Below are 26,238 nucleotides of genomic sequence, written 5' to 3'. Positions count from 1 at the left end.
AGTTGACTAAATGAACGATCCATTAGTGATTGCCGGTCGTCAGCTTGAAAGCCGATTATTCACGGGAACAGGGAAGTTTGCAGATCATCAGCAAATGAAAGAAGCGATTGAGCGTTCGAATTCTGAGGTGGTAACAGTGGCGCTGCGTCGTGTGGATTTAAGTGGGTCAGGTAAGCATATCCTTAACGATATCCCTGAGCGGGTCACGCTGATGCCCAATACATCCGGCGCTCGCACTGCTGAAGAGGCGGTACGGATTGCACGGCTTTCCCAAGCTAGTGGTATGGGAAATTGGGTGAAAATAGAAGTGATTTCGGATCAGAAATATTTGCTACCAGACAATGAAGAAACCATCAAAGCGACCCGGATGTTAGTCGATGAAGGTTTTGTGGTCCTGCCTTACATGAGTCCTGATTTAATGGCAGCCAAGCGAATGGAAGAGGCCGGAGCAGCCGCTGTCATGCCATTGGGGTCCCCGATCGGCTCGAACCGTGGTATTCGCATGAAGGAGATCATCCGTATTTTGATTGATGAAATCGATGTTCCTATTGTGGTGGATGCCGGGATTGGGAAACCGTCGGAAGCGGCTGAGGCTATGGAGACGGGGGCCGACGCTGTATTAGTAAATACGGCGATTGCCACAGCTGCCAATCCTGTTGCCATGGCTGAAGCGTTTGATAAGGCTGTTCAGGCTGGCCGGACGGCTTATATGAATGGACTTGGCCCAACGTCTCTCCATGCCGAAGCCTCATCGCCGCTTACAGGCTTTTTAACGCCTTCAGGAGGTGACGCATGATGAGTTTTTATCACGTTTATGAACAGGTGAAGAACCAACCTTTAAGCGACATGTTTCATGAGGTATCGGGGGCTGATGTCGAATCTGTTCTGCAGAAAGATGCCCTTACACAGGACGATTATTTCAAATTATTAGCCCCGGCAGCTGAACCTTATCTTGAAGCCATGGCTCAGAAAGCTCACAAGCTTACGCTTCAGCATTTTGGTCATACGATGCAATTGTTCCTGCCGCTCTATGTATCAGACTACTGTGTCAACACATGCAAGTACTGTAGTTTCAGCGTTGATAACGTCTTTCCGAGGAGACGTTTAACTCTTGAGGAAGTTGAAGAAGAAGCCCAGGCAATAGCAGAGATGGGAATCGAACAAATTATTATTCTATCAGGCGAGTCTATGAAACATTCCTCTGTTGAGTATTTAACAGAGATCATGACCGTTCTTAAACGCTATTTTTCCTCGGTGGGCATTGAAATCCAACCGATGGACCAGGCGGATTATGAGGCACTGACAGCGAGTGGGATAGACAACTTAACGGTCTATCAGGAAACGTATGATGAGACGATTTACCGTGAGCTCCACACCAAGGGGCCGAAACGTGATTATCGTTATCGGCTGGATACGCCGGAACGAGGCTGCTTGGCCGGCATGCGGGCAGTCAATATCGGAGGGTTGCTCGGTCTTGATGATTGGCGGAGAGAAAGCTTTATTACGGGGCTTCATGGCCAATATCTACAAAATCGGTACCTTGACACTGAAGTCGGCGTTTCATTTCCAAGAATTCAGCCCAATGCCGGCAGCTATGAACCCAATGTGCACGTAACCGATAAAAACATGGTCCAGGCAATGCTTGCGTTACGGTTGTTTCTGCCTCGTGCGGGAATTACGTTATCCACTCGTGAGAAAGCAGCTTTACGCGATCAGCTCATCCCGTTAGGCGTTACGAAGATGTCGGCTGCTTCTTCGACGAAAGTGGGGGGCTACGCCCAGCCGGAAGATACGCAGAGTCAATTTGAAATTTCCGATGAACGCTCGGTAGAGGAAATACGGCAATTGTTGTTCCAAAAAGGATACCAGCCCGTCATGAAGGATTGGCAGATCATGTCATGATGGAGCTGCATGTCATGTCCAATGGCAAGTGGGCACTCCCGGACTTTGTGAGCATGATCAGCCCGCTCCACCCTCACGTTTCCCATGTGCACATCCGGGAAAAACGGAGGTCGGCGCGCGAGATTTACGATGGGGTTAAAGGTCTGAAGCAAGGCGGTGTACCGGGAGAAAAAATTATTGTAAACGATCGTGTTGATGTGGCTGAAAGTCTCGGGGTAAGAGGTGTCCAACTGGCCTATCATAGTCTCGATGTTGCGGAGGTCCGAAAGCACTTCCCTCGTCTGCGAATCGGTAAATCCGTCCATTCCAGAGAGGAAGCTAAACAAGCTGAAGAAGCAGGCGCTGATTATATAGTGTTTGGTCACGTTTTTTCGAGCACCTCTAAACCGGACCTCCCCCCTAAAGGGTTAAAAGCGTTGCAGGACCTCGTCGATGACATCGCCCTGCCGGTAATAGCCATTGGGGGCATCACGCCTGATAAAGTTAGTTCAGTCCGGGAAACAGGCGCAGCGGGGATAGCCGTTATGTCCGGTGTACTTGAGGCCGAGAACCCCAGAAAAGCTTTACTCGAATACAAGAAAGGGTGGGAAATATGACGTTGCACGTTAACGGTGAAATGAGCGCATATCCTGAGGAAGTGGCGACAATCAGTGATCTCTTGCAATATCATGAATTGAATGGTCAAATGGTAATTGTAGAGTATAATCAAACCATCGTTGACCGCACCGCCTATGCAACAACGCGTTTGTGTTCAGGGGACCAACTTGAACTGGTCCATTTTGTTGGAGGGGGATGACCGCTATGCAAGATCGGTATTCACGCCAAACTTTATTTACGCCCATAGGGGTCCAAGGTCAGGAGAAACTTAAAGAAAAACACGTCCTGTTAATCGGCGCTGGGGCACTCGGTACAGGGAACGCCGAACAACTCGCTCGTGCTGGCGTCGGAAAGTTGTCGGTTGCCGATCGCGATTATGTCGAATACAGCAATTTACAAAGACAACAGTTGTTTTCCGAACAGGATGCGTACGAGCGAGTGCCTAAAGCGATTGCTGCCAAGAACCGCTTGCAGGAAGTCAACTCTCTCGTTGATGTGCGCGCATATGTGCAAGATGTTCAGGCGGAAGAATTTGAGCAGTTAATCGTGGGAGTGGACTTGATTATAGATGCGACGGACAACTTTGAAACCCGTCTGATATTAAATGATATAGCACAAAAGTACAACGTGCCGTGGATATACGGCGGGTGTGTCGGGAGTTACGGCCTTAGTTATACCATCATTCCTGGTGTCACGCCCTGTTTGAATTGCTTGCTCGAAACAGTCCCGCTCGGAGGGGCCACCTGTGATACGGAAGGGATCATTGGGCCAGCTGTCCAAATGGTGGTCGCCCATCAATCCGCAGAAGCTTTGAAAATTTTGGTCGAGGACGTTGAAGCGCTGCACGGGAAATTGATCTCGTTTGATATGTGGAAAAACCAGTACACAGGCATCAAAGTATCCAATGTTCGTAAAGATGCATGCCCTTCTTGCGGAAAGGAGCGCCAGTATCCATTCCTCGCACCAGGTAATCAGACAAAGACCGCGGTATTATGCGGCCGGGATACGGTACAAATACGCCCGCCACATAAAATGGAGCGTGACTTGGATCAATTGCGCGAACGGCTTCATGAAGGTGAAGTTGAACAGAATCCGTTTTTGTTAGCGTATACGCTCGGGACGCAGCGTCTCGTTTTCTTCAAAGACGGGCGCGTTCTGATTCACGGTACGAAAGATGTGACAGAAGCACGACGTCTTTACTATAAAATTGTCGGATAAATTAGATTACACACCTTAGGACTCAGCGACTGCTGAGTCCTTTTTTTTGGGTCTCATGCCAGTTTGTTTGCAAGCTTCGGCGATGTTTATCGACGTTTCCGCGCGCTTTACCGTCGTTTCTAGTCTGTTTATCGTCGTTCCCGACGCCATTATCGTCACTCTAGTATTTATCGTCGTTACCTGGCGCCTTATCATCGCATCCAGCGCGTTTATCGTCGGTCCTCACGCCGTTATCGTCGCACGAGCATTTATCATCGTTCCCCGCGCTGTTATCATCACTTCCAGCCTGTTTATCGTCGGTCTCTACGCTATTATCGTCGCACGAGCATTTATCGACTTTCCAGAATTCCTTTGCAACTTCGCTTGGTTCCAAGCAAGAGGGGGTAATTTTTATTCGACTTATCTCGGTTTTTGATCAACTTTTCATATTTATTCGCAACTGACAACTCTGACTCAGGAAGGTTGCTGTAAATGCGAGACATGACGTATCCGTAATGGTTTGGCGATCATCACGAGTAATCCAAGCAGTACAGTTGCTACCCCAGATAAAGCGACGGTTTCAGTTAAACCGATTAAATCTCCAGAAAGCCCTCCAAGGTACATGCCGATCGGTAAGCCTAGCCCCGCAATCAAATTGTAAACGCCAAATACCCGTCCGCGTAACGCATTGGGGACGAGGCGCTGCTTAAGGGTCGGGGCAACGATGTTATACGGAGCGTAGAACACACCCCCAAGAAACATGACGATATAAATGAGCCACGGTTCGTTGAGAAAAGCTACTGTGAAAGGTGCGAGCCCCCATAGAATAATGACCACTCCCAGTACATATGAATAAGGTAGTTTCATAGACAAGCGTATCCAAAGGGCAGCTCCCGTAAGTGCTCCCACTGAAAAGGTGGACCACATCATACCTAGGACGCTTGCTTCTGCCTGAAGCGCATCGTTTACGAAAGCCGGAAGGACGGCTTCAAATGGAGCATAGGTAAAGTTGAACAATAACGTGACGCAGGCGATAAAGATAAGGATGCGGTATTGCATGATGAACTGTATTCCTGCTTTCGTGTCTCTTCCGTAAGCATGTAACCGGCTCATCCATCCTGAAGATGGTCCAGAAGGGTCATGCTCCATCCCTTGATGGTAGTGATGACGAGGGATTCCTATATATATGATCGTGGCTGAAAAAAAGAGCACGACGTTGACGAGCAGCGTTCCGGGTGCGCCTATCCAGGCTGTCAAAAAACCTCCTAAGGCAGGTCCTAACAGCGTGCCGATTTGGGAAACCATCGAAATGACGGCGTTTCCCGCTTCAAGCTCCTCAGACTCTACGAAAGCAGGCAGGATAGAGGAAGCACCTACTTTCGTAAAAGAGGACAAAAACCCGTCGATGAACATTACTGTAATAAGGACGCCCAATGTCAAGACGCCGGACCAATGGAACAATGGGATGAGGAGAATTAACAAGCCTCTTACGGCATTTTCAATGGCCATCGTTTTTTTGCGGTCATACTGATCGAGGATGCCGCCCACGAGGATACTCGATATCAACGGCGCAATCGTGGCAGCTGAGAGGACAATCCCAATCGCCGAGGCCGCTCCTGTCGTTTCATAAACGAACCAGCCTAGAGCGACCCAGGACAATTTTCTGCCAATATTCAGCAAAGTTAAGGCGCCGATGAACATCGCAAAGTATAGATTAGTAAATAGCTTCATATATGTCCCCAACATCGAACCTCCTTTATGATTATGCATGAGCGTCCTGGCTGTTAACCATGTAATCGAGCTTATGTAGTGTTGCAACATGATTATCGTATCAAGAGGATGGGGAGAAGGCGATGGCTGTTTAGTATGTTCGACGAAAAGTGCGAGATTCGTCTCAGACTAAAGAATGAGAGGAAAGAAGGGGTAGCCATGAAAACGTTAAAATACCGCATAGCTGCTGGCTTAGTCATGCTTCCGTTTTTGGTCGGAGTGGTCATCAGCCACTGGGGCCCATTGCTTTCACTCTATATTCAAACCCTATGGATCTGGGTAGTCTGTTTTTCTGTTTATTGGGTTGGCATCGGGGCATTGTTTGCTAAACTCTACCTACCCCGTTGGAAAGGATGGTGGTTAGGCAACAGTGTCGTTTTAGCATCGTTCGCTGTGTTTGCCTGGCAGTTCATCATGATGAGCGGTGAAACAGGGATTCTTGCGATAGGAGGGTTGGCGCAAGCGGCTATTCTCTATGTCATACCTGTTGCTTCCCGGATTCTTTCTTTTTTCTCTACCATCCCCCCTTCAGAAGGAATCCATGCGCTCGCTTATGTCATTTCCGGAGTCTTATTTTCAGCCGGTTACCTTTACGGAAAGTTTTTGTCAAATTCCAGTTCTCCTTAAATGAGGGGCAAGACCATGATAAGAGGTGAAAGCTTTGACAAAATGAATGGAATCGGGTATCTTTGTTGAAAGGGAAATTCTGTGAAGAGAACAGTAAGTTAGGTGAGAGTCCAAAGAGAGCCGGTTGCGCTGGAATCCGGTGGCTGTCCCTGAGCTGAAGATCATCTCGGAGAAGTCAGGCTGAACTGAAGTAGGCTTGAACGGGAACGACCGTTACTCGTAGATTGACGAAGTGCCGCACGTGGTGATAGTTGTGCGGAAACTGGGTGGTACCGCGGATGTATAAATCCGTCCCTGTGATTTGAGCAGGGGCGGATTTTTTTATGGCTATAATCAACCAACCAAAGGAGAAATGGATATGCGCGAAGTGAATGCTAAGGAACACCCGCTTCAACGCGAGAATCGGGTGAAATCGGTTTGGAAAGAAGACAATGTGTTTCAACGTTCTATGGACGAACGTGAAGGGAAAGAAACGTTTGTGTTTTATGAAGGCCCGCCAACAGCGAACGGTCTTCCTCACGCGGGACACGTTCTGGGCCGTGTGATCAAGGATTTTGTGGCACGTTACAAAACCATGCAAGGCTATCAGGTCCTTCGTAAAGGCGGATGGGACACTCATGGCCTTCCTGTTGAGCTTGAAGTAGAAAAGCAGCTCGGTCTTTCAGGCAAGCAGGAGGTTGAAGAATATGGGATTGAAGCCTTTATTGAGAAATGTAAGGAAAGCGTCTTTGAATACGAAAGGCAGTGGCGGGAATTCACGGAATCTATCGGCTACTGGCTTGATATGGATGATCCTTACGTTACCCTTGAGAACAATTATATTGAAAGTATCTGGTATATCCTGAGTGACATTCACAAACGCGGCCTACTCGATAAAGGTCATCGCGTCACGCCTTATTGCCCTAGCTGCCAGACGACGCTAAGTTCTCATGAAGTGGCCCAGGGTTATGAAGATGTCAAGGATCTATCGGTTACAGCCAAATTCAAAGTAGCCGGGAAAGATGAATACTTCCTGGGATGGACGACGACACCTTGGACGCTGCCGGCTAACGTGGCCCTTGCGGTGTATCCGCAAATGACCTACGTGAAGGCTGAAAAAGATGGCGAGACGTATATCGTGGCTGAGACACTGGCCGAGAAAGTGCTTGGGGAAGATCATCGTGTTCTCTCCACGCATAAAGGGAATGAATTTACTGGTCTTCATTACGAAGCGCCTTTCCAATTCATTAAACCAGAGCGCGGTCATCTCGTCGTAGAAGCTGATTTTGTCAATGATGAAAGCGGGACTGGGCTGGTTCATGTTGCACCGGCGTATGGTGAAGATGACTATCAGGTTGTGCTGGATAATAACTTGTCCTTCTTTAACGTCGTCGACAAACAAGGCCAATTTACAAGCGAAATTAAGCCGTTTGCGGGCCGATTTGTCAAAGATTGTGACGTGGATATCGTTAAATATTTAGCGGACGCCGGCCTGTTGTTCCATAAAGAAAAATATGAACACAGCTATCCGCATTGCTGGCGTTGTGATTCGCCGCTCCTCTATTATGCAATCGAAAGCTGGTTCATTAAAACGACGGCATTGAAGGATCAGTTCCTGAAGAATAATGACATGGTGGAATGGTATCCGGATCATATCAAGCATGGGCGTTTCGGGAACTTCCTTGAAAATATGGTGGATTGGAATATCGGACGGAACCGCTTCTGGGGTACCCCTTTGAATGTGTGGGAATGCGAATCCTGCCAGCATCAATATGCGCCGGAAAGCGTAAAAGATTTACAGAAGCATGCGTTGGGTGACGTTGCGGATGATATTGAGCTTCACAAACCGTATGTGGATGCTGTGCAGCTAGAGTGCGGTGAATGCGGTGGTACCATGAACCGTGCTGCCGAAGTGATCGATGTATGGTTCGATAGCGGGGCGATGCCGTTTGCCCAATACCATTATCCATTTGAAAACAAAGAATTGTTCAAAAAACAATATCCTGCTGATGTGGTGTGTGAAGGTGTTGACCAGACCCGTGGCTGGTTCTACAGCTTGCTTGCGGTCTCCACGCTCTTTACCGGGCAGCCGCCATACCGTCGGGTTTTGTCTACCGGCCACATTCTAGATGAACATGGACGGAAAATGTCTAAGAGTAAAGGGAATGCGTTAAGTCCAGTAGCGTTAGTGGAAGAATTCGGTGCGGACGCTCTGCGCTGGGCCTTGCTTGCGGATAGTAATCCATGGAATAATAAACGATTTTCCAAACGTGTGGTATCGGAAGCCAAATCGAAGGTCATCGATACGGTGGTCAATACCCATGCGTTCTACACGATTTACGCTAACATCGATAAATTCGATCCTGAGACGCACACTGAATCTGAACAGACGTTGATGGACCGTTGGATCCTTTCACGTTTGCAGAGCGTATCACAAGAGGTTCAAGTGTCGTTGGATCAATATGACTTCACCAAAGCGGCTAAAGCGATTGAAACATTCGTGGATGAAATGAGTAACTGGTATATCCGTCGCTCCCGTGATCGTTTCTGGGAAGAAGGTATGTCACCAGGCAAGCAAGCAGCCTACCAAACGCTTCATCAAGTCTTGAAAACTCTCAGTAAGCTGATGGCGCCGTTTGCTCCGTTTCTGGCAGAAGATATCTATCACAATCTGACAGGCGAGAGCGTCCATTTGGCACTATTCCCGCAACGTGATGAGCAATTGGTGGATGAACAATTAGAAAAAGACATGGATGGAGTGCTTCAAGTCGTAGAACTGGCGCGGAACGTCCGTAACAGTGAAGCCATTAAAACGAAGCAGCCATTGTCTGAACTGATTATTCTGCCGGCTGAAGCGTCAAGGGGCGAAGCATTGAAAAAGTACGAAGCCATTATTAAAGACGAAATCAATGTGAAGTCCGTGACTGTCCAGTTCTCCTCAGAAGATTTGATTCGCTATGAATTGAAATTGAACTTCAGAGAAGCAGGACCAAAATTAGGGAAGCACACGGGTTCCGCTAAAAAACATCTCGCCAATTTAACCGACGCCCAGGCTAAAGAAGTCGTTGAACAAGGCGCTGCTGAATTCACCGGTGATGATGGAGAGGCAGTAACCATTCCGCTGGATCTGATTGTGGTGGAGACGAAGGCGGATCAAGGCATGGCCATGGCGTCTGAAAAAGATTTCCAAGTCATGTTGAACACGACGATCACGGAAGACTTACGTTTAGAAGGGCTGGCAAGAGAAGTGATCCGGGTCATCCAAGATCATCGGAAACAGCTCGATCTGCCAATTGATCTTCGCGTCGATATGTCATTAGCTGGAGATCCTGACTTAGTACAGGCGATAAAGAACAATGAATCGCTTATCAGAGAAAACGTACTTGTTCGTAACTTAAGCTATAATGAACAAGATGAGATGAGTGAATTTACCATTGGCGACCAAACGCTGAAACTGGCCTTCCATTACGAGTGATGTATCTTCAAAAGTCCTTGCACAAAGTTGCAGGGGCTTTTGTCATAGGGTTTAAATCAGGTGATCTCCGGGAAGCCTTTAACTGAGACTTCGAAAAGGAGTGATAAGATGGGGCGGTTAATCAAACGTTTGATTAAATATGGACCAATGCTATACCCGCTTATTAGAAAATTTATGAATAAACGCAAGGCGAAACGGTACTAAGAGTCGTGTCTTATTCAGGCACGATTTTTTTCTCTTTCAAGGAACTTTTATCAGAGTAGAGCGTACGTATGGTAGAATGAAAACATTAAGATGGACATTCTAAGCAGGCGGCAAGGGGGTAACGTTAATGGGTAAATGGGAAACAAGCTCGTTCATCAAGTTTTTTGGCGGCAGAAATATTATCTACATATTAGGAATTTTATTAATGCTTGGGTTAAATGTTCTTGTTTACACGCAAGTAGCGTTTATATTTGAACCTGTAGCTGTCTTCATTGAGACCATCGCTCTCCCCGTTATTTTTGCGGTCGTTGCTTATTATGTGCTGCGCCCGCTCCTGATCCTTATTGAAAAAACCGGTATAAAACGAGTGTGGGGCATTTTAATGATTCTCGTATTGGTCTCGGGTCTCATTACCTTACTCATCTTCTTACTCGTTCCGTTTTTGGAAAAGCAGTTCATAAGCTTGACCAACGAGTTTCCTCAGTATATGAAACAGCTCGGGAACAGTACCGATTTATGGCTGCGCAATTCGATATTTGCGGATTACTATAATCAGCTGTCGAGTAACATCGAGGGCTTACTTAACCAGCTTCCTGAAAATCTTTCCTCTTATATTGGGCAAACGCTTGAGGGGATCACCACCTTTATTTCAACTGTTACGAATGTTTTGATCGCTCTCGTTACGCTGCCGTTCATTTTGTTCTATTTATTAAAAGATGGAGAAAGCTTCCCGAAAAGGGTTATGCGAATTTTCCCTCCCAAAATGCGAACGGATCTGGAACTTGTATTCAAAGGGATCGATCATCAATTGAGCGCCTATATTCAAGGGCAGATCCTGGTCAGTTTCTGTATCGGCGTGATGATGTACATCGGGTTTGTCATTATTGGACTCGACTATGCATTACTACTCGCAGCTATTGCCAGCGTGACTAGTGTCGTGCCGTATCTGGGCCCGACGATTGCCATCACGCCTGCGCTTATCATTGCGATCGTCACATCGCCGTTTATGTTGATAAAATTAGCGATCGTGTGGACCGTGGTGCAGTTGCTGGAAGGGAAGTTCATTTCACCACAAATTATGGGCAATCGCCTACATGTCCACCCTGTCACCATTATCTTCGTCCTGCTGACTGCCGGCCATTTATTCGGCTTAATCGGGGTGATTGTAGCCATTCCCGCATATGCTATCTTGAAAGTGATTGTCGGTCATCTGTTCTACTTATTCCAAAGAAGATACAACCGCTTTGCTGAAGAAAACGAGCAGTACCATATACCGGAATAGCTAGAGACCGCTAATGATCCAATGTGAAGAGGGGTGAAGGTTGTGCCGCGTTTCGGAAAAGTGACAACATTTCTAAGTCTATTGGTGATGCTGCTCTTGTTTGGCACGTGTATGATGGTGTGGGCTGAACTTCCCGCCGAAGTACCCCGCCACTTTAACGCATCGGGAGAACCTGATGCCTACGCCTCTAAAGGTTTTATCTTTTTCTTGCCAGCCATCGGTCTATTTTTGACTACGTTAATGGGCTTGGCCATGCATTTTCCAAGCCTCATCAATATTCCTATTAAACGAGAAGAAAGAAATCGAGAGGAGTATATCCTCGAATCACAAAAGCTCGTAGCTTGGCTGCAAGTCCTGTTGGCGGCGGGCTTTGCCTACTGTCATTGGCAGACCATTCTGGTTGCGATGGGCGAATCGAGCGGGCTAGGTCTCTGGTATTTACCGATTTTTTTAGGAGCTATATTCTGCGTTTTAAGCTTTTTCCTGGTACGGATCTGGAAAACGACGAAACAATGAATGAGACTAACTGATAAAACGTGAGTTAGACTGATATATTCAGATGAAGACCGATATTCCGGCAGATTAGACCGATAAATAGTGGCTAGACCGATAAAAGGGGTATTAGACCGAAAAAATTGTAGAGTTAGACCGATAAAAAATGTTGCAGACTGATAAATCCACATGAAGACTGATATATCGTAAACGAGACCGAAAAAATAGTAACTATAAAATGAAATACGTTGCAACAGATAAGACGACGGAGGCAAGGGCCATTGCTAGTAAGGGTTTTATGGCGCGTGCTTTTAAATCAGTTAGGCTCACACTCAAACCTAAACCGACCATGGCCATCGTCAATATAAAGGTGGTGACGAAGGAGACTGCGTCCATTACTGCTTGTGGAGCTGGCACATAAATTCCGAGAATATAGCTTCCGAATAGGCTCATCCCAATAAATCCGAGCAGGAACCATGGAAAGGCGGGCTTAGCTTCTTGATGCCCAGCATTTTTACGCTGCATGAGCCATATGAGAAAAAATGTGAGCGGGACGAGTAAAAATACGCGCCCTAATTTAGCCAACAAGGCCATGGCCAAACCAGATTCTCCTGCTGGAGCACCGGCCAGGGCGACATGGGCCACTTCATGCAGGCTTAGCCCCGCCCACATGCCGTAAGCCTCCATTTCAATGGGAAGAAACGGACGTATGACTGTATAACTGACGGCGAACAAGGTTCCTATGATCGAAATAATCCCCGCGCTGATCGCTGTATCTTCTTCTTTGGCTTTCAGGATGGGGGATACTGCTGCGATGGCAGATGCTCCGCATACCCCCGTTCCGATTCCAAGTAATAAGGACAACGAGCGATCGGCTTTAAACCACTTCGCAAATAACATAGTCAACCCAATGGCGAATACGACCACAGCCGCATCTCTCCCAATTAAAGGAAGCCCTTCTGCAAAAATGACGTTTATGTTCAATTTTAAACCGAATAGGATGATAGCAAGACGCAGCAGTTTTTTGCTGGAAAAAATAATCCCTGCGTTCAGCTGAGTCGGGTACCCTTTGAATTGTCTGTACCCGACAGCGAGCAGGATCGCTATAGCTAATGGGCCGATTGTGGCCAGATAAGGTACATAGGCTAATAGAAATCCTGCGGCAGCAAATAGGGAGGTAAGGCCGATTCCGTAAAAGAAGAAACGGTTAGACGTGATAGGTTGAGTCATGTGTTTTCCCTCATTACACAAAAATGTTGTTAAGTTCACTATATGTCCCGTATAATGATTAGTAAAATAAAACTTTGTGATCGTTATGATTAATAATATTAATGATTGGAGCTGCCAATGGATCTAGAAGCATTGAACACGTTCGTCACGGTAGTAGAAGAAAAAAGTTTCACTAGGGCTTCCCAGAAGCTTATGCTGTCTCAGCCGACAGTCAGCTTTCATATTAAGAGTTTGGAAACATTTTTTCACACTAATTTAATTGATCGATCGCCGAAACGATTCCATCTGACTCATACAGGTGAGATGGTCTATGAACGGGCAAAACAGATACACGGCATCATTGAAAGAGCCAAATCAGATATTGCGGACTATCATCAACAGCTGCGCGGGAGCTTACATATCGGTGCAAGTTATACCGTAGGAGAGTATGTTCTACCAGGGATTATGAAAGCGTTCAGCTCGCTACACCCTGATATTCATATGGAAGTCACCATCGATAACACTGAGCAAGTTAACCGTGGGGTGTTGCTTCATGACGTTGATATTGGTCTCGTGGAAGGGCAGGTTAATTTCAAGGAATTGCAGACTGTTCCGTTTTTGCAGGATGAATTGGTGGTGATTGTTCCAGAGGATCATCCGCTTTATGCTAAGCAAACATTGGAATTCAAAGATGTGCAGGACCAGACATGGATAAGCCGCGAGTCAGGGTCAGGTACGCGTGCTTTAATGGACAGTATGTTTGAAGCGTATAACATCAGGCCATCCCGAACGATGACGATTGGAAGTAACCACGGCGTTGTGCAGGGGGTCAAGCAAGGGCTGGGTCTCTCATTCATTTCAAAAACGGTCGTGGAAAACACCTTTGCTGACTACTTGATCAGGGATGTGACGTTCATGAATCCGGCAAAGCGTTTTTTTTCTTATGTTTTGACAGCGGATGGTAATCACTCCAAAAATGCAGATGTTTTCGTAGAAATTATCCGAACGCTTTACCATTTTGATAATTTAACATAAACTAGTGTTAAGATTGATGATGATTTAAGAAAGCGTATTCCTTTTATGTTTGCTTTGTTAAACAATACATAGTTTTAACAGAGCAATTATTTTAAATAATAAAGGTTAAGGAGAGTTTTATGTATATACGTAAATTCCGATCCCAAGATCTCCAGAATATATTGGCTTTATTTCAAGGTACTGTTTTGAAGGTCAATCGTAAGGATTATACCTCCAAGCAGGTGGAAACGTGGGCTTCCAGCGCTCATGCAGTAGAAGAATGGGAACCGCGTTTGAACCAGCAGTTAACATGGGTGGCTGAACAAGACAGCTTCTTAATTGGTTTTGGCAGCATGACGAAGGATGGTCATCTCGATTTGTTGTTTACGCAAAAAGATTTCCAAAATCAAGGCGTTGCCTCAACGTTATTGCAGCATATGGAAGAAGAAGCGAGTGAGTATGGCATTACCATGATTTCCACAGAAGCCAGTATTACAGCCAAAGATTTCTTTGCAGCTCGTGGCTACGAAGAGATTGAGAAGAAGAATGTCATTATCAAGGATACCGAATTCACCAATTATGTAATGAAAAAAAACGTGAATAATTGAGTGTGAATCAGGGAAAAGATAATTATTAAATGATGAAACGTTCCCAGCCTATGATCGTATATAGAGTAGGCAGTTGTGACGCCTGTTTTTAGTTAACTATCTTTTTATATTATATTGAGGTGAAATCATGAAAAGCCTTGACCAGATTGTCCATTATCTGCGCAGCCTGGGAGTAAAAGTGGAAAAGGTGTATAAATCACCAAAAGAAGAAGCTCGCTGAACCAAGCCAACATTCATGATTCTGCATCACGGAAGGTACGTTCGGGTTAAAGACCCTGAGCGTACCTTTTTAATGATTACACTGTTAACGCTGGTGGTCGATTTCGAGGTAATGGGGGATTTACTATTCTTAAAAAAATGATAAAAGCATCGCAGTAATATTAGGTATGATGGTTTTGCTTTATTTGATGGTGGGCAACTATCATGACGTTCAAATAGCTATGCAGCGATCAACAGAAAATCAATTTAGGCTTCTAATGACAATGTCTTTATGGGCGTTTTTATTTGGTGTTTTGATGGGGTGGAAATCGTTATACACTATAATTTTTGATAAGCGAATTAAAGTTAATTGGCTACTGGTGCCAGCGGTTATCTTAGCGATAATAAGTTTTATTCCTAGAGTTTATTGGTTGGTCTGGTTTAGTCGGGACATTCCGTTCTTTATCGAAATGTTTCTATTACCAGAAACGCAAATTCTTCTTACGGCCTTTTCGGGACTGTTATTCATTCAGTCTCTTGATGGTAAACAATCGTGAGATGGTCGCAGTAGGAGCTAAAAATCGCTGCAAACGCAATCTCGACAAGACTTTATGAACATTCATCAGAGAGGTTTTACAGAGCAAACAGGAAAGGAAGGGTGGCATGAAAATAGAGGATTACCGTCTGTTAGAAGCATTAGATCAATATGGAACCATCCGAATGACGGCAAAGAAAATATTAATTTCGCAGCCTGCAGTCACGCAACGGCTGAAATACATCGAAGATTATTTTAATCAGCACATTTTCATTCGCACTTCTAAGCAATTGCTCGCGACACCACCAGGTGAAATGATTATTGCCCATGCGAAACAGGTGCTTGAGCATGAACGAGAGCTTAACGACAGGCTCGATCAAACGAGGGAGGGGGTTGCGGGCACATTGTCGATCGGTGCCTCTTCACTCGTCAGTCAACGTTATCTGCCGGCTATACTGCAAGCTTATACGCAAGCATACCCTCATGTGAGCATCGACCTCGTAACAGGAGTCAGTGAGGAAATAAAAATTGCCAACCACCCGTTCCATATCCGCATCATCCGCGGTGATAAAATGGAACGGATGGAAGCCAGGCATCTGTTTAGCGACGCTTTGTATTTATTTGATACCCAACCCTTTGAGGGCGTGGTTGATCGGCCCTTTATTGAGTTCAAGAGCGATCCTGATTTTGGCAGTTTGGTGGAGGAATGGTTTTATAATCAGGCAAACATTCGCCCCCGGACGACCATAAAAGTCGACCAGTTTGAAACAGGCAAACAATTTATGAAGAAAGGGCTGGGGATGACGGTGCTCCCGGAAAGTATGGCTGACTCGTCCCTTCGCGAATATCCTCACCTCGCGTTGGAGATGAACAATCGCCCTTTGGCGAGGGAAACGTGGGCGTGTTATCAAGAGCCATTTCAACAACTTCCTCAAGTACGGGCTTTTCTTGAACTAATTGAAGATCAGCAGTTTTTCACAGGTTAATTTAAGGCATTCATCCGTATTGAACGTTTGTGGTACCATAGAACAGGAAGATTTGTTTTAAAGGGGATATTACATATGAGCGAGGCATCTCAAACTAAACTGGAACAAATCAAACGGAACGAATTCATTAAAGCGTCCATTGATTACGTGGGTGCAGGTGTGGTGATTACAGATCCTAGCAAAGAAGACAACCCGATTATTTACGTGAATCGGGGATTTGAAGAAATGACAGGTTATCAAGCTCAGGAAGTGCTTGGTCGAAACTGCCGTTTTTTGCAAGGTGAGGAAACAGAGTCTGCTGCTGTGACCACATTGCGTAATGCGTTGGAAAAGCAGGAACAGGTCAATGTAGAATTGAAGAATTATCGAAAAGACGGGTCGTCATTTTGGAATGAGCTGCAAATTTATCCTGTGTACATGGAGACGATGGAGCAAACTTATTTTGTTGGTGTCCAAAGGGATGTCTCAAAAAGAAAGCGGACGAGGAAATGGTCGATCATTACTTTAGCGAAGTCAATCGATTGTCCACTCCGATCGTACCAGTAGCCGAAAACATCTCGGTTTTACCCTTAGTCGGCACGGTGGACGAAGAGCGCCTACATAAGATACTGGATGTCGTGAGCCTTCATGTTAATGAAGCTAAAGAAGACTATTTAATCGTGGATTTATCTGGCATCCATTCCTACAGTACTGATTTGCACAGAGGGATTTATCAATTGAACCAGCTGCTTGATTTGATGGGGACTACACTTATCCTCACGGGCGTGAAACCTCACTTTGCGATGGAAAGCGCCCCACATGTTGATTTTAACGAGTTATCGTTACAGAGTTATACGTCTGTCAAGCAAGCCCTGCAGTTTATTCAATAGGGAAGAAGGAGAGATGAGTTGATGAAGAGGATCGATGTTGTTTATGCTTTCATTACGAATGAAAGGGACGACGTTCTGATTGTGAAGAATGTTGGGAGAAATACATGGTCACTTCCGGGAGGGGCTGTGGAAAATGGAGAGACATTAGATGAAGCGGTGATCCGCGAGACTTATGAAGAAGCGGGTGTCACGATTCAACCGGAAGATATTTTATCCATAAACGAAGCGTTTATGTCGTTCTCTCAACATCATGCCCTGTTTATTACGTTTAGAGGGCGGGTTGTAAGCGGTGAAGTCTCCATTCAGTATCCTGAAGAGATTTCCGAAGTGAAATGGGCGCCGCGGCAAGAAGCGGAAGAATTATTGCCCCATTATCCCTACGGCTTGCAAAAAATGTCCAATGCTTCCGCGGTCTATTATAACGAAGGCCTCAAATCTGTTTAGTCCGGTTGGCATTTTTTACAGATTCATGGTATCATCATACATAGGTAGACGTAGAATAAAAAAAGGGACCCAGCAGCTACTGAGTCCCCTCGTGATAAGCATCCCTCAGGGGATCAGCTATCCTTTGAAGAATAGACCTCTCCCGATTCAACTTTTGGCTGAGTTAATAGGGAGGTCTATTTTTTATTGATCATATTTAAGACCAACGTAAGCAATGCAGTCAAGAAAGTTCCAAATGCAAATAACACCATCAGGATTTCGTGCATGCAGATAGGCATCACCCCCTCTCGTAGTGGGGTTAGCCGACCACCCTAAAAGAATGCTTATCTTTTCCGATTATATCACAGGAACAGGTGGGCGTATTGAATCATACGTCGTAGTTTTTATGAGAATTCTCTCACTCAATCCCAATTCCAATATTCCAATTCGCCCAGGCTCACCCCGTGAAGTTGACTTTCCTCTCGGAGCTTTAATAATTCCTCGACAGGCCCAGTTACGACAGCGCCATACACGTCAAACCCGTGTTCATTCATATAGGTATACCTTTCTTGCAGATGCGGTAGCTCAAGGAAATGTTTATAGTAAGGCATTCCTTTGTCTAGTATATTTTTCATGTTAGCTAACATGAGGTCTTTGCTTTGCCCGATATTTTTTTGGGATAGCGGATAGGTGGCGCCGGATTGATAGGTTTGTTTATCGATTTCCCTACCTGCACTTAACCCAATTCCATTCACCATCAGTGCTCCTCCGCTCTGGCTGTACCCGATCTCAAAGTCGGATAATTCCCCTGTATAAAGGGCCATCCATTCAATATCCACATCGTATCCCGCTAACAACTCACTCATTTCTTCCGGCGTGTGGAACGATTTGGTGGAGAAGGCCAAGTCGGCTACAGTACCTTCATGAACTTTATCCAGGCGTTCCCAAACCTGGTCGGAGTCAATGAATGTTGCGGGTTCCCCGTTACGTGGGTTTTCAGGTAAATAAAAAGTGAATGGTCCCTGTTGATTATGTTCAAAAAATTCCATTGACTGGCTCGAGAACCAAGGGAAGATTGTTTTATGAATGTCAGCCATCCCGACGTTTTCAGCTTCGGCTCCAACTTTACGCGAAACAGGGATTTCCAACGACTGAGTCAATAAAGGCGTTATATCAGCAGGCGGATTGTGAAAATCGGTTTGCAAAGCAGGATATTTCCATTCAATAGCGAGTTTAGCGTAATACGCATTTTTCTCCCCTGAGTTGCTGTAATCATAAAACAGGTGGATGCTGGCATTGTAGAGGACATATAAGAGGAAAATCCCAAGTAAAATCCGGATTACCCGAAACGTAAGTGAAAAGCGATACTTCCACAGGATTCTTTTTTCTTTTGCTTCAGTCCATTCGGTCATCGTTCTACATTCCTTTCATCATTGAGCTGTTTCATTCGTTGCCGGGCCCGGTGGAGCGTAACTTTCACTTGGTTTTCATTCTGGTCCATTGTTTCACCAATCTCCTTGTAGGAGAGTTCTAAGGTTTCACGTAAATACAGGGCTGTGCGATACGTTTCGGGGAGAGCATCCATTAATTGATCAATCTCGATTCTCGCTTCCTGTTTCAATAACGCGGCTTCGGGTTCACCGTTAGGGTTGGTGATCGGGTGCTGATTCAGCACGTCATAAAACGGGACCCATTTCCATTTTTGACGTTTACGCCACAGATCAAGGTAAGCATGGCGAGCAACTTTGAACAACCAGGCTTTGACTTGCTCTTGTTTATAAAATGACAAAGACACAGTAGCGCGTACGAAGGTTTCCTGGACTAAATCCTCTGCAATCTGAGGGGATCCTGTCATCTTTAATAAATAGAAATAGAGTGATTTGGCGTGGTGAGCGTAAACATCTTCTAAACGCTGCTTTTGTTGTTCATTCACAATGGACCTCCATCACTATTAACTTCACACTTACAACGTGTGGGAGTAAGGAATGTTACACCTATTATACAGAAAAATTCAAACTCACAATTGGCATAATCCTGACTGTTTTTGTATGATTTAAGGAAAGATGGATAGAAAATCGGAGGTGTAAGGGTGACAGACCTACTTAAGAAATGGGTGAAGACCGAAGACCAGCAGCGACTGTTCAGCAAAGCCGAACGATTAGCAGAAAAGGCAGGAGAGGTCGCGGCTCAATCTGATAAGGAAGCTTCCTTTTCGTTTGAATTGCTGCATGAAATGAAGAAGGAAAAATACCCTTCACTCACGTTACCAGCGAACTATGGTGGAGAGAATATATCCTTATATACGTTTTTGTTACTGCAAGAAAAGCTGGCTGAAGGTGATGGTTCAGCAGCACTTTCCATCGGCTGGCATTTAGGTGTAGTCATGGAACTGAAGGATGACCAGCCTTGGGAGGATACTGACTTTGTACGATTAGCCAATGAAATAAAAGCTAATCAAGTGATTGTTAATCGAGCTGCTTCAGAACCTGCAACCGGAAGCCCCACCCGCGGCGGCATACCCGAAACTAAAGCTGTGCGCCAGGGGGAAGGTTACGTGTTGAATGGACGAAAAACCTTTACGTCTATGGCTGAGCAGTTAGACTATTTTATTGTATCGGCTTATGTAGAAGAACTCGACACAGTAGGGTGGTTTTTAATACATCGTGATTTGTCTGGCGTTAAAGTTGAAAAAACGTGGGACACGCTTGGAATGCGTGGAACAGGAAGTGATGATCTCGTGTTAGAGAATGTGAAGCTCCCCGAGCGTGACTTGGTCGAAATGAAAGGCAGTCAAAAACCCTCTCCCAAAGGTTGGCTGCTTCACATACCCGCTTGCTATCTTGGAATCGCCCTAGCAGCACGCAATAAAGCCATTACGTTTGCCCAAAATTTTCAGCCGAACAGTTTAAACACAACGATTTCAGAAGTATCTCACATTCGTGAGAAAATAGGAGAGATGGATCTCAAGTTGATTGAGGCTCATCACTTTCTTTATTCCGTAGCACAAAAATGGGACGAACAACCAGTGAAACGGACTGAAATGGCCGGTGATTTAGCTGCGGTCAAAGTATCTGTCACGAACAAAGCACAAGAAATAGTCGATTTAGCGATGAGAGTAGCGGGCGGCCGCGGATTGTCGAAACAGTATCAATTTGAAAAATATTACCGTGATGTACGGGCAGGACTTCATAACCCCCCTATGGATGATGCCGTTCTGCAAATATTGGCCGGGAACGCGCTGGATGGATAAAAGTCGAGACTGGAATACTAAGTAAATCAGAAGTGTTACTACGAATCTGCGTTGTTCCTTAGCAATACACATGCCGAACTGAATTCAGCGAAATCAGTTCGGCATGTGTATTGTATCATTTAGTTTTACCTCGTTTTTTTAATTATCTGCCAGTAAATCAGCAAAGGCCTTTGCATAAGGCGGCAGGTCAGGCGGTCTGCGCGCAGACACGATATGGTTGTCCACGACCACAGCTTCATCGACCCAATTAGCGCCGGCGTTTGTCATATCGTCCTTGATGCCAGGCGTACTGGTCACATTGCGGCCTTTAAGGATGTCTGCTGAAATGAGGACCCAGCCGGCATGACAAATTTCACCGATTGGCTTATTATTCTGATCCATATGCTGCACCATGTGCAGGACTTCCGGATAGCGTCTCAGCTTATCAGGAGACCATCCTCCCGGCACGAGGATTCCATCGTAATCAGCAGGATCAATATCGGAGAAAGTATAATCAGACGTGGCTGGAACTCCGTATTTACCAGGGTATTCCGCATTGGCTTTTTCCCCGACCAGGTGCACAGTGGCGCCTTCTTCCTGTAATCTCAGTAAAGGATACCAAAGCTCTAAATCTTCAAAATCTTTACTGACGAGTGCAATGACTTTCTTATGATGTAAACGCATGTCGTAATGCCTCCTTCTTTTATATCCTGAAACATGCTCAGTGTATCAAACGCATCACAGTTTATCGACTGTTGACGATTGAATGTCAGCTGAAGTGAAACGTTTTCGGGTCGAGAAACGTCAATAAACAACGAGCACATTATCTATTATCCAAAGGAAAGAATAAGGTATAATAAATAGGGATGGACGTGCTCAGTCATTAGCCAGCGATTTCCATTAAATTGATAAGGAGTAGAATGTATGCTTAAACGTTTAAGTCTTATGTTAATTGCCCTCTGCCTGATCGTCGGTATCAGCCAACAGAATAGTAAAGTATTTGCATCAACGGATCAAAGCGAATCAATCAACGAAAAATTAGGGCTGCCTATCGTTGTCTATGGCGGATCGTTAACAGAGCAGCAAAAGTCAGATGTCCAGGAACTGCTGGAAGTCGATCAACACAACGAAGTGGATGTGTTTACAGTAGACGGACAGGATATAGCGAGCTATATCGGCGGAAACCCTAACTCCAGAATGTTCTCATCCGTAAAGATTATTCAAAAGGACCAAGGAGAAGGGCTGAATATAGAAATCGTATCACCTGACAATATTACCGACGTAACAAAAGAAATGTATGCGAACGCGTTATTGACTGCAGGCGTCGAGGATGCTGATGTGAAAGTGGCGTCGTCTGTAAAAGTATCAGGGCATTCCGCGCTGACAGGCATATATAAAGCGTACGATCAAAAAGGCGCGAAACTAGATGAAGGCCGTATGGAAGTTGCCAATGAAGAGTTGAATGTATCGACATCGTTGGCTGAGAAAGAAGGATTGGATCGCGACCAAGTCAGTGAGCTGATGACAGAAATTAAAAAAGCGATTGCTGACCAGGACCCGGCTACACGCGAAGAAGTTGAACAAATTGTGCAGGAGCAGCTCCAAGCCCTTAATATTGAGTTGAGTGAAGAAGACCGCAAACGATTGACGGACTTGTTTAATCAAATGAAAGATTTGAATATCGATTTTGACCAGGTTCGCAACCAATTGGACGATTTAACCAATACCATCCAGGATTTAGTGGGTGACGAGGGTTTTTGGAACAAAGTATCTTCAGCAATTGAAAGCTTCTTCACGTCGTTAACTAATTTTATCCGTTCTTTGTTCAGTTAATAGAAAAGACACAAGGCTGTGGTTGGCTTTGTGTCTTTTTTTACGTAGCGGAAGCTCGAACGTTTATTGAAAGGAGCCACAGAATGACTAAGAAGTTTGTTTTTTCTATTGGCATTCTACTCATTTTAGTTGGATGCACCAGCCCAGATATCACAGGTTATATTATGGATAAGAAAAATAATGAAATATTGGTTGTCGCTACCGAATCTGAAGATACAGGGGAAACAAAAGAATTTTACGACGCTGTCTGGGCTAGGGATGCTCCTGGTGATGTTAAAATCGGGGAACAAGTAGATGTTTGGTATGACGGACCTATAGCTGAATCCTATCCAGGTCAAACATCTGCTGGAAGAGTAGACGTTATACCGAGTTCTATTCTAGAAGGTGCAACACTATCTGACGCTGAAGCCTTAAATAAAGCCTTAACGCAACAACGTCCCGAAAATGGAACTTTAACGGTCCGATCCATTTCATATGAGGCTGACCAAGACGAATGGTCTATAAAGCTGAAAAACACGATTCATGATGATGAGTACATGGTTCGAGTAAACGATAAGCAGTAGCTTAATTTAACGTTTCGGTTCAGCCCAGATGAGATGAACCGCGCCAAAAACAGCATCTTCCTGCCGTTGCACCACTAATGGAGCATCATCGACCAGTCCCATAAAATCCCTGTTCATATGACACCCCACTCTCCTCTTAACGAGTGGATCGAAAACGTTCTGAAGGGCGGCCAAAAAACGATTTGAACTCAACCCATGTTCAAGAAGCAAAATCTGACCATCTTTTCTGCACCATTTGGCTAAACGTCGAAGCACTTCATCGGGATTCGGATACGCACAAATGGACAAAGTGGAAACAACGGTATCGAATGAATGCTCGGGAAGTTCCAGTGCTTCTACATTGCCTAACATGAACTCGACCTGCCTTTGCTCCGCGTGGGCACGCTCTTTAGCTTTGTCCAGCATAGCGGGGCTGAAATCAACCGCCGTAATCGCTGCATCCTTGGGATAATACGGAAAGTTGGTCCCTGCCCCGACGGAGACTTCCAACACGTTTCCTTTTGCTGATGCTAGCAGGTGCTTCCGCCATTTATGGTCAGGACCTTGCTTAGTAGCGCGCACTTCGTATTTGTCTGCCTGTCGATCAAATAATTGCCGCTGTTTCTGAATGTCCACCTTACGCCCTCCTTTTTTGTTGTTCAGCAGTTTTTGATGGTTCATAAAAAGGAATTACCCTTCAACTAAGGATTGATAAATGAGCAACGCGTTATCATATTCGATGATGATGAATGCTGGAGCATCACCTTTCGTGTATGTTCCCTCATTCGTCGAATAAATTTTTGTCCCTTTTGGAAGTTTTGAAGCATAATAATTCCGAAACCACCACGTGTTATTTGTTTGTTTTTTGACTTCACCAATAAGCTCATTCTTATTGTAGTCATGACGTTCAACCCAGTCTCGATCGGAAACATTGGAATAGACAACTCCGTCTAATTTGAGAATGTCCGCATTTGGATTATTATTTAATATCTCGTGTGCTGTTGGGTTGCCTGGCCCTGAACGAAGGGGGAATTTACCGGCTAACGTGAAGGCTGCTAATACGATGATAAATAAAGCCAATGAAATAAATATGATAACTTTCTTTCTCAATTATAAACTGCTCCCGTTGTTAGACGTACTTTGTCTCCATCTCCACATTCGCTATTGTTTTTCATCTTTTCACTATTGCTCTTGTATTTACGATAAGGGATATTCATTAATAATTTCAATATTAGTAACAAAATGATATTCCACTTGGATGAAGCATGCTTGCAAGCCAAAAAATATAAATTGCGATCCAAAACGATAGCGTTACAAGCCTGGAAGATATTAATTCATGCCTGGCCACCTCAGCACCACAGCTTATATGCTGATTTCAAACCAATTCGTTCCAGATCAGCTCCGCACCGTTCCAAATCCGTGCTCCACCATGCTGTATCTTAAATGTTTTAGGCCAAATTGCGCTTCCTATATGCCACCCCAGATTTATGATCCAGGCAGAAACTAATATAGTCCTATTCACCCCTGGTTCAAGCCGCTACGACCGTGAAATGATACAATAATGCTTACAAGACGAAATATTGCGCAACGTTGAATGACCACATTGAAAACTTGCCTTACGTTTAGGGGGGGTGGATGATGAAAGCTGTCATAAGTGATTACTGTAAAAAAAATAACCAGTATGTACGTCTAGATGAGGTGTCGCGCCCTTCTCTAGGGCAAAAAGAAGTATTAATTAAAGTTGTAACGGCCAGTTTGAATTTTGCAGATGTGTCTGCCATTAAAGGAGACTATCATGCTTTGAGAGAAGAGGTCTTTATACCGGGCTTTGATTGTGCTGGCGTTGTAATGGACGTAGGAGAGAATGTCGAAGGGTTTTCACAAGGGGACAGAGTTGCTGGATTTCCCAATGGAGGAGCCCTGGCAGAGTATGTAAGTGTAAATTCCCATCTTACTTATCGTCTTCCTGAAAATGTTTCCTTTGATTCCGCTGCCTCCATATTAAGTATTGGTGTGACTGCTTACGAATTAGCTCACAAGGCAGCAGGTGTGAAAGAATCAGAGCGCGTCTTAGTTCATGCTGCTGCTGGGGGAGTGGGTTTAACATTGCTGCAACTGCTTAAAAGAAAACAAGCCAAAATCTTTGGGACTGTAGGGAACGAACAGAAAAAAAGGTTGATTGAGCAGTATGGAGCCACTAAAGCTATATTGTATCGAAGTGAAGACTTTGAGACAGAGATCGTTCATTCGACCGGCGGCACCGGCGTCGATATTGTCTTTGACTCTGTCGGTGGTCAAGTATTTGAAAAGAGTTTAAAGTGTTTAGCCCCTTACGGTAAATTAATTACGTATGGCCACGCTTCCGGACAACCCGGGAGACTATTATCAACTGATCTTCATTCTACATCGAGATCGATCGTCGGTTATAGTTCTGGTCAACGACAACATGAATGTCCTTCATCACTCAGAGCGAGCGCTGAAAAGGTTCTGGATTTATTATCAACCGAAGATCTTTCTACTAAAATTAGCCGCAAACTAAGTATGGTTGAAGTCAATACAGGGTTTCAATTGATGGCTGATCGACATAACATAGGAAAAATAATCATCACGCCATGAGTGAAGACTATTCTTGTGTAATAGAAGCAGGAAAAAGACCGATTCTCGTCAAACTGAACTATATAACATAAATCATCCAAAGTTTGGAGGGCGATTAACTTGCCGTTTACTCATGGGGCACAAATTTATAATATGTGGGTTAAAGCTTGGAATGAGGATATTTCTGTTCTTGAGGAAATAACATCCTCTGATTGTGTGGTTCATCAGGCAAGGATGGATGGGAAATCTTCGAATGAAAGGAAAGGGCCAGCAGCTTTAAATGGAATCATTGCAGAGGGGTGCAAGTTTTTTGATCATGTAAACATGGCAATCGAGGTAGGGCCTATTGTAGATGGACCATATGTTTCAGCACGTTGGATATTTACAGGTTTTTATATAGGTGGTATTGAGGGAGCTCAGGCAGATATTGGAGAAAAAATGAGTTTTAATGGAATGGATATTTTCTTTGTGAAGGACGGAAAAATTATGGACTATTGGGTTTCCTCAGATGGCATATATCTAATGGAGCAACTACGGATGTTTTAAGAGGCCACTGAAAAAGTCCCTCTTATTCTAAAATCGCGAATTTTTCTCTAACCCGAGAAAAGTTTGCGGTGTTCTTGTACACTGAACCCAATACATAAAAGTGAGGGATTCGGATGATTGAACGTC

Annotated in this window: 29 protein-coding genes and 1 other annotated feature; of the genes, 21 read left to right on the top strand and 8 right to left on the bottom strand. The window is 44.9% G+C overall.

Annotated features, from left to right (window positions below; translation table 11 throughout):
* The first annotated feature begins 10 nt into the window (after nt 1-10).
* The 6 genes from HOP45_RS15680 (at nt 11) to HOP45_RS15655 (ending at nt 4,132) form a co-directional block, all read left to right on the top strand.
* Complete coding sequence (locus tag HOP45_RS15680; RefSeq protein ID WP_181350326.1) at nt 11-796, top strand: thiazole synthase; 786 nt, start codon at nt 11-13, stop codon at nt 794-796.
* On the top strand, nt 793-1,902 hold the full coding sequence (thiH, locus tag HOP45_RS15675; protein ID WP_255437701.1) for a 2-iminoacetate synthase ThiH: 1,110 nt from the start codon (nt 793-795) through the stop codon (nt 1,900-1,902). The genes HOP45_RS15680 and thiH overlap by 4 nt, the downstream gene beginning before the upstream one ends.
* A complete protein-coding gene (gene tenI, locus HOP45_RS15670; RefSeq protein ID WP_181350325.1) occupies nt 1,899-2,498 on the top strand; it encodes a thiazole tautomerase TenI in 600 nt (199 codons plus the stop codon). Before thiH ends, tenI begins: the two co-directional genes overlap by 4 nt.
* Nucleotides 2,495-2,698: a sulfur carrier protein ThiS gene (gene thiS / locus HOP45_RS15665; RefSeq protein ID WP_181350324.1), complete on the top strand. Its 204-nt coding sequence runs from the start codon at nt 2,495-2,497 to the stop codon at nt 2,696-2,698. The genes tenI and thiS overlap by 4 nt, the downstream gene beginning before the upstream one ends.
* Before the next feature lie 5 nt (nt 2,699-2,703).
* Nucleotides 2,704-3,717, top strand: a complete 1,014-nt coding sequence (locus HOP45_RS15660; protein WP_181350323.1) for a MoeB/ThiF family adenylyltransferase — start codon at nt 2,704-2,706, stop codon at nt 3,715-3,717.
* A gap of 82 nt (nt 3,718-3,799) precedes the next feature.
* Entirely contained in the window at nt 3,800-4,132 is a 333-nt protein-coding gene (locus HOP45_RS15655; protein ID WP_181350322.1) for a hypothetical protein, read from the top strand.
* Between the two features lie 38 nt (nt 4,133-4,170).
* On the opposite strand, the gene HOP45_RS15650 is transcribed toward HOP45_RS15655, so the two are convergent.
* Nucleotides 4,171-5,439, bottom strand: a complete 1,269-nt coding sequence (locus HOP45_RS15650; protein ID WP_181350321.1) for an MFS transporter — start codon at nt 5,437-5,439, stop codon at nt 4,171-4,173.
* A 186-nt stretch (nt 5,440-5,625) separates the two neighbouring features.
* On the opposite strand from HOP45_RS15650, the gene HOP45_RS15645 reads away from it, so the two are divergent.
* The 4 genes from HOP45_RS15645 (at nt 5,626) to HOP45_RS15630 (ending at nt 11,549) form a co-directional block, all read left to right on the top strand.
* A complete protein-coding gene (locus HOP45_RS15645) occupies nt 5,626-6,093 on the top strand; it encodes a hypothetical protein (protein WP_181350320.1) in 468 nt (155 codons plus the stop codon).
* A gap of 72 nt (nt 6,094-6,165) precedes the next feature.
* Nucleotides 6,166-6,392, top strand: a binding site (T-box leader).
* 59 nt (nt 6,393-6,451) lie between these two features.
* The gene (ileS, locus tag HOP45_RS15640; protein WP_181350319.1) at nt 6,452-9,547 is read left to right on the top strand and encodes an isoleucine--tRNA ligase; all 3,096 of its coding nucleotides are present in this window, start codon (nt 6,452-6,454) and stop codon (nt 9,545-9,547) included.
* Nucleotides 9,548-9,878: 331 nt separating this feature from the next.
* Nucleotides 9,879-11,033, top strand: a complete 1,155-nt coding sequence (locus HOP45_RS15635) for an AI-2E family transporter (RefSeq protein WP_181350318.1) — start codon at nt 9,879-9,881, stop codon at nt 11,031-11,033.
* A 42-nt stretch (nt 11,034-11,075) separates the two neighbouring features.
* Nucleotides 11,076-11,549 (top strand): DUF1648 domain-containing protein, encoded by a 474-nt coding sequence (locus HOP45_RS15630; RefSeq protein WP_181350317.1) that lies wholly within the window; start codon nt 11,076-11,078, stop codon nt 11,547-11,549.
* 207 nt (nt 11,550-11,756) lie between these two features.
* Here the strand turns inward: HOP45_RS15630 and HOP45_RS15625 are convergent, their stop codons facing one another.
* The gene (locus HOP45_RS15625) at nt 11,757-12,755 is read right to left on the bottom strand and encodes a YeiH family protein (RefSeq protein ID WP_181350316.1); all 999 of its coding nucleotides are present in this window, start codon (nt 12,753-12,755) and stop codon (nt 11,757-11,759) included.
* 117 nt (nt 12,756-12,872) lie between these two features.
* On the opposite strand from HOP45_RS15625, the gene HOP45_RS15620 reads away from it, so the two are divergent.
* The 6 genes from HOP45_RS15620 (at nt 12,873) to HOP45_RS15600 (ending at nt 17,388) form a co-directional block, all read left to right on the top strand.
* Nucleotides 12,873-13,769, top strand: coding sequence for a LysR family transcriptional regulator (locus HOP45_RS15620; RefSeq protein ID WP_181350315.1), 897 nt, complete (start codon nt 12,873-12,875; stop codon nt 13,767-13,769).
* 119 nt (nt 13,770-13,888) lie between these two features.
* Nucleotides 13,889-14,356: a GNAT family N-acetyltransferase gene (locus tag HOP45_RS15615; protein WP_181350314.1), complete on the top strand. Its 468-nt coding sequence runs from the start codon at nt 13,889-13,891 to the stop codon at nt 14,354-14,356.
* An 861-nt stretch (nt 14,357-15,217) separates the two neighbouring features.
* A complete protein-coding gene (locus tag HOP45_RS15610) occupies nt 15,218-16,075 on the top strand; it encodes a LysR family transcriptional regulator (RefSeq protein ID WP_181350313.1) in 858 nt (285 codons plus the stop codon).
* 75 nt (nt 16,076-16,150) lie between these two features.
* The gene (locus HOP45_RS20785; protein ID WP_255437700.1) at nt 16,151-16,621 is read left to right on the top strand and encodes a PAS domain-containing protein; all 471 of its coding nucleotides are present in this window, start codon (nt 16,151-16,153) and stop codon (nt 16,619-16,621) included.
* The gene (locus HOP45_RS20780; protein ID WP_255437699.1) at nt 16,564-16,944 is read left to right on the top strand and encodes an STAS domain-containing protein; all 381 of its coding nucleotides are present in this window, start codon (nt 16,564-16,566) and stop codon (nt 16,942-16,944) included. The genes HOP45_RS20785 and HOP45_RS20780 overlap by 58 nt, the downstream gene beginning before the upstream one ends.
* A 21-nt stretch (nt 16,945-16,965) precedes the next feature.
* Nucleotides 16,966-17,388, top strand: coding sequence for an NUDIX hydrolase (locus HOP45_RS15600; protein WP_181350312.1), 423 nt, complete (start codon nt 16,966-16,968; stop codon nt 17,386-17,388).
* Between the two features lie 176 nt (nt 17,389-17,564).
* Here HOP45_RS15600 and HOP45_RS15595 read toward each other — a convergent pair whose 3' ends face one another.
* The 3 genes from HOP45_RS15595 to HOP45_RS15585 all read right to left on the bottom strand — a co-directional run bounded on the left by HOP45_RS15595 (nt 17,565) and on the right by HOP45_RS15585 (nt 19,300).
* Nucleotides 17,565-17,639, bottom strand: a complete 75-nt coding sequence (locus tag HOP45_RS15595; protein ID WP_255437711.1) for a putative holin-like toxin — start codon at nt 17,637-17,639, stop codon at nt 17,565-17,567.
* 150 nt (nt 17,640-17,789) lie between these two features.
* Complete coding sequence (locus HOP45_RS15590) at nt 17,790-18,779, bottom strand: anti-sigma factor (protein ID WP_181350310.1); 990 nt, start codon at nt 18,777-18,779, stop codon at nt 17,790-17,792.
* Nucleotides 18,776-19,300: a sigma-70 family RNA polymerase sigma factor gene (locus HOP45_RS15585; protein WP_181350309.1), complete on the bottom strand. Its 525-nt coding sequence runs from the start codon at nt 19,298-19,300 to the stop codon at nt 18,776-18,778. Before HOP45_RS15585 ends, HOP45_RS15590 begins: the two co-directional genes overlap by 4 nt.
* Before the next feature lie 156 nt (nt 19,301-19,456).
* On the opposite strand from HOP45_RS15585, the gene HOP45_RS15580 reads away from it, so the two are divergent.
* Entirely contained in the window at nt 19,457-20,617 is a 1,161-nt protein-coding gene (locus HOP45_RS15580; RefSeq protein WP_181350308.1) for an acyl-CoA dehydrogenase family protein, read from the top strand.
* A gap of 138 nt (nt 20,618-20,755) precedes the next feature.
* Here HOP45_RS15580 and HOP45_RS15575 read toward each other — a convergent pair whose 3' ends face one another.
* Complete coding sequence (locus HOP45_RS15575) at nt 20,756-21,280, bottom strand: type 1 glutamine amidotransferase domain-containing protein (RefSeq protein ID WP_181350307.1); 525 nt, start codon at nt 21,278-21,280, stop codon at nt 20,756-20,758.
* 240 nt (nt 21,281-21,520) lie between these two features.
* Here HOP45_RS15575 and HOP45_RS15570 point away from each other — a divergent pair, with 240 nt between their 5' ends.
* Together HOP45_RS15570 and HOP45_RS15565 are read left to right on the top strand one after the other, a co-directional pair.
* Nucleotides 21,521-22,429, top strand: a complete 909-nt coding sequence (locus HOP45_RS15570) for a DUF1002 domain-containing protein (protein ID WP_181350306.1) — start codon at nt 21,521-21,523, stop codon at nt 22,427-22,429.
* A gap of 83 nt (nt 22,430-22,512) precedes the next feature.
* Nucleotides 22,513-22,992: a YobA family protein gene (locus HOP45_RS15565; RefSeq protein ID WP_181350305.1), complete on the top strand. Its 480-nt coding sequence runs from the start codon at nt 22,513-22,515 to the stop codon at nt 22,990-22,992.
* A gap of 6 nt (nt 22,993-22,998) precedes the next feature.
* On the opposite strand, the gene HOP45_RS15560 is transcribed toward HOP45_RS15565, so the two are convergent.
* Nucleotides 22,999-23,607 carry a class I SAM-dependent methyltransferase gene (locus HOP45_RS15560; protein ID WP_370458052.1) on the bottom strand — a complete coding sequence of 203 codons (609 nt, stop codon included), beginning with the start codon at nt 23,605-23,607 and terminating at the stop codon, nt 22,999-23,001.
* A gap of 54 nt (nt 23,608-23,661) precedes the next feature.
* The gene (locus tag HOP45_RS15555) at nt 23,662-24,081 is read right to left on the bottom strand and encodes a hypothetical protein (protein ID WP_181350303.1); all 420 of its coding nucleotides are present in this window, start codon (nt 24,079-24,081) and stop codon (nt 23,662-23,664) included.
* Between the two features lie 528 nt (nt 24,082-24,609).
* On the opposite strand from HOP45_RS15555, the gene HOP45_RS15550 reads away from it, so the two are divergent.
* Together HOP45_RS15550 and HOP45_RS15545 are read left to right on the top strand one after the other, a co-directional pair.
* On the top strand, nt 24,610-25,587 hold the full coding sequence (locus HOP45_RS15550; protein ID WP_181350302.1) for a quinone oxidoreductase family protein: 978 nt from the start codon (nt 24,610-24,612) through the stop codon (nt 25,585-25,587).
* 99 nt (nt 25,588-25,686) lie between these two features.
* Nucleotides 25,687-26,112 (top strand): ester cyclase, encoded by a 426-nt coding sequence (locus HOP45_RS15545; RefSeq protein ID WP_255437698.1) that lies wholly within the window; start codon nt 25,687-25,689, stop codon nt 26,110-26,112.
* Nucleotides 26,113-26,238 lie beyond the last annotated feature (126 nt).

Origin of the sequence: Thalassobacillus sp. CUG 92003 (genome assembly GCF_013618635.1) — a bacterium.
In the GTDB taxonomy this organism is placed as follows: Bacteria; Bacillota; Bacilli; order Bacillales; family Halobacillaceae; genus CUG-92003.
This window is presented reverse-complemented; position numbering and strand designations above follow the sequence as displayed.

What these genes read in the sequence shown, in the direction of transcription:
- HOP45_RS15680 (WP_181350326.1), top strand. Translation starts at nt 11, where the DNA reads ATGAACGATCCATTAGTGATTGCCGGTCGTCAGCTTGAAAGCCGATTA.
- thiH (WP_255437701.1), top strand. Translation starts at nt 793, where the DNA reads ATGATGAGTTTTTATCACGTTTATGAACAGGTGAAGAACCAACCTTTA.
- tenI (WP_181350325.1), top strand. Translation starts at nt 1,899, where the DNA reads ATGATGGAGCTGCATGTCATGTCCAATGGCAAGTGGGCACTCCCGGAC.
- thiS (WP_181350324.1), top strand. Translation starts at nt 2,495, where the DNA reads ATGACGTTGCACGTTAACGGTGAAATGAGCGCATATCCTGAGGAAGTG.
- HOP45_RS15660 (WP_181350323.1), top strand. Translation starts at nt 2,704, where the DNA reads ATGCAAGATCGGTATTCACGCCAAACTTTATTTACGCCCATAGGGGTC.
- HOP45_RS15655 (WP_181350322.1), top strand. Translation starts at nt 3,800, where the DNA reads ATGTTTATCGACGTTTCCGCGCGCTTTACCGTCGTTTCTAGTCTGTTT.
- HOP45_RS15645 (WP_181350320.1), top strand. Translation starts at nt 5,626, where the DNA reads ATGAAAACGTTAAAATACCGCATAGCTGCTGGCTTAGTCATGCTTCCG.
- ileS (WP_181350319.1), top strand. Translation starts at nt 6,452, where the DNA reads ATGCGCGAAGTGAATGCTAAGGAACACCCGCTTCAACGCGAGAATCGG.
- HOP45_RS15635 (WP_181350318.1), top strand. Translation starts at nt 9,879, where the DNA reads ATGGGTAAATGGGAAACAAGCTCGTTCATCAAGTTTTTTGGCGGCAGA.
- HOP45_RS15625 (WP_181350316.1), bottom strand. Translation starts at nt 12,755, where the DNA reads ATGACTCAACCTATCACGTCTAACCGTTTCTTCTTTTACGGAATCGGC.
- HOP45_RS15620 (WP_181350315.1), top strand. Translation starts at nt 12,873, where the DNA reads ATGGATCTAGAAGCATTGAACACGTTCGTCACGGTAGTAGAAGAAAAA.
- HOP45_RS15615 (WP_181350314.1), top strand. Translation starts at nt 13,889, where the DNA reads ATGTATATACGTAAATTCCGATCCCAAGATCTCCAGAATATATTGGCT.
- HOP45_RS15610 (WP_181350313.1), top strand. Translation starts at nt 15,218, where the DNA reads ATGAAAATAGAGGATTACCGTCTGTTAGAAGCATTAGATCAATATGGA.
- HOP45_RS20785 (WP_255437700.1), top strand. Translation starts at nt 16,151, where the DNA reads ATGAGCGAGGCATCTCAAACTAAACTGGAACAAATCAAACGGAACGAA.
- HOP45_RS20780 (WP_255437699.1), top strand. Translation starts at nt 16,564, where the DNA reads ATGGTCGATCATTACTTTAGCGAAGTCAATCGATTGTCCACTCCGATC.
- HOP45_RS15600 (WP_181350312.1), top strand. Translation starts at nt 16,966, where the DNA reads ATGAAGAGGATCGATGTTGTTTATGCTTTCATTACGAATGAAAGGGAC.
- HOP45_RS15590 (WP_181350310.1), bottom strand. Translation starts at nt 18,779, where the DNA reads ATGACCGAATGGACTGAAGCAAAAGAAAAAAGAATCCTGTGGAAGTAT.
- HOP45_RS15575 (WP_181350307.1), bottom strand. Translation starts at nt 21,280, where the DNA reads ATGCGTTTACATCATAAGAAAGTCATTGCACTCGTCAGTAAAGATTTT.
- HOP45_RS15570 (WP_181350306.1), top strand. Translation starts at nt 21,521, where the DNA reads ATGCTTAAACGTTTAAGTCTTATGTTAATTGCCCTCTGCCTGATCGTC.
- HOP45_RS15565 (WP_181350305.1), top strand. Translation starts at nt 22,513, where the DNA reads ATGACTAAGAAGTTTGTTTTTTCTATTGGCATTCTACTCATTTTAGTT.
- HOP45_RS15550 (WP_181350302.1), top strand. Translation starts at nt 24,610, where the DNA reads ATGAAAGCTGTCATAAGTGATTACTGTAAAAAAAATAACCAGTATGTA.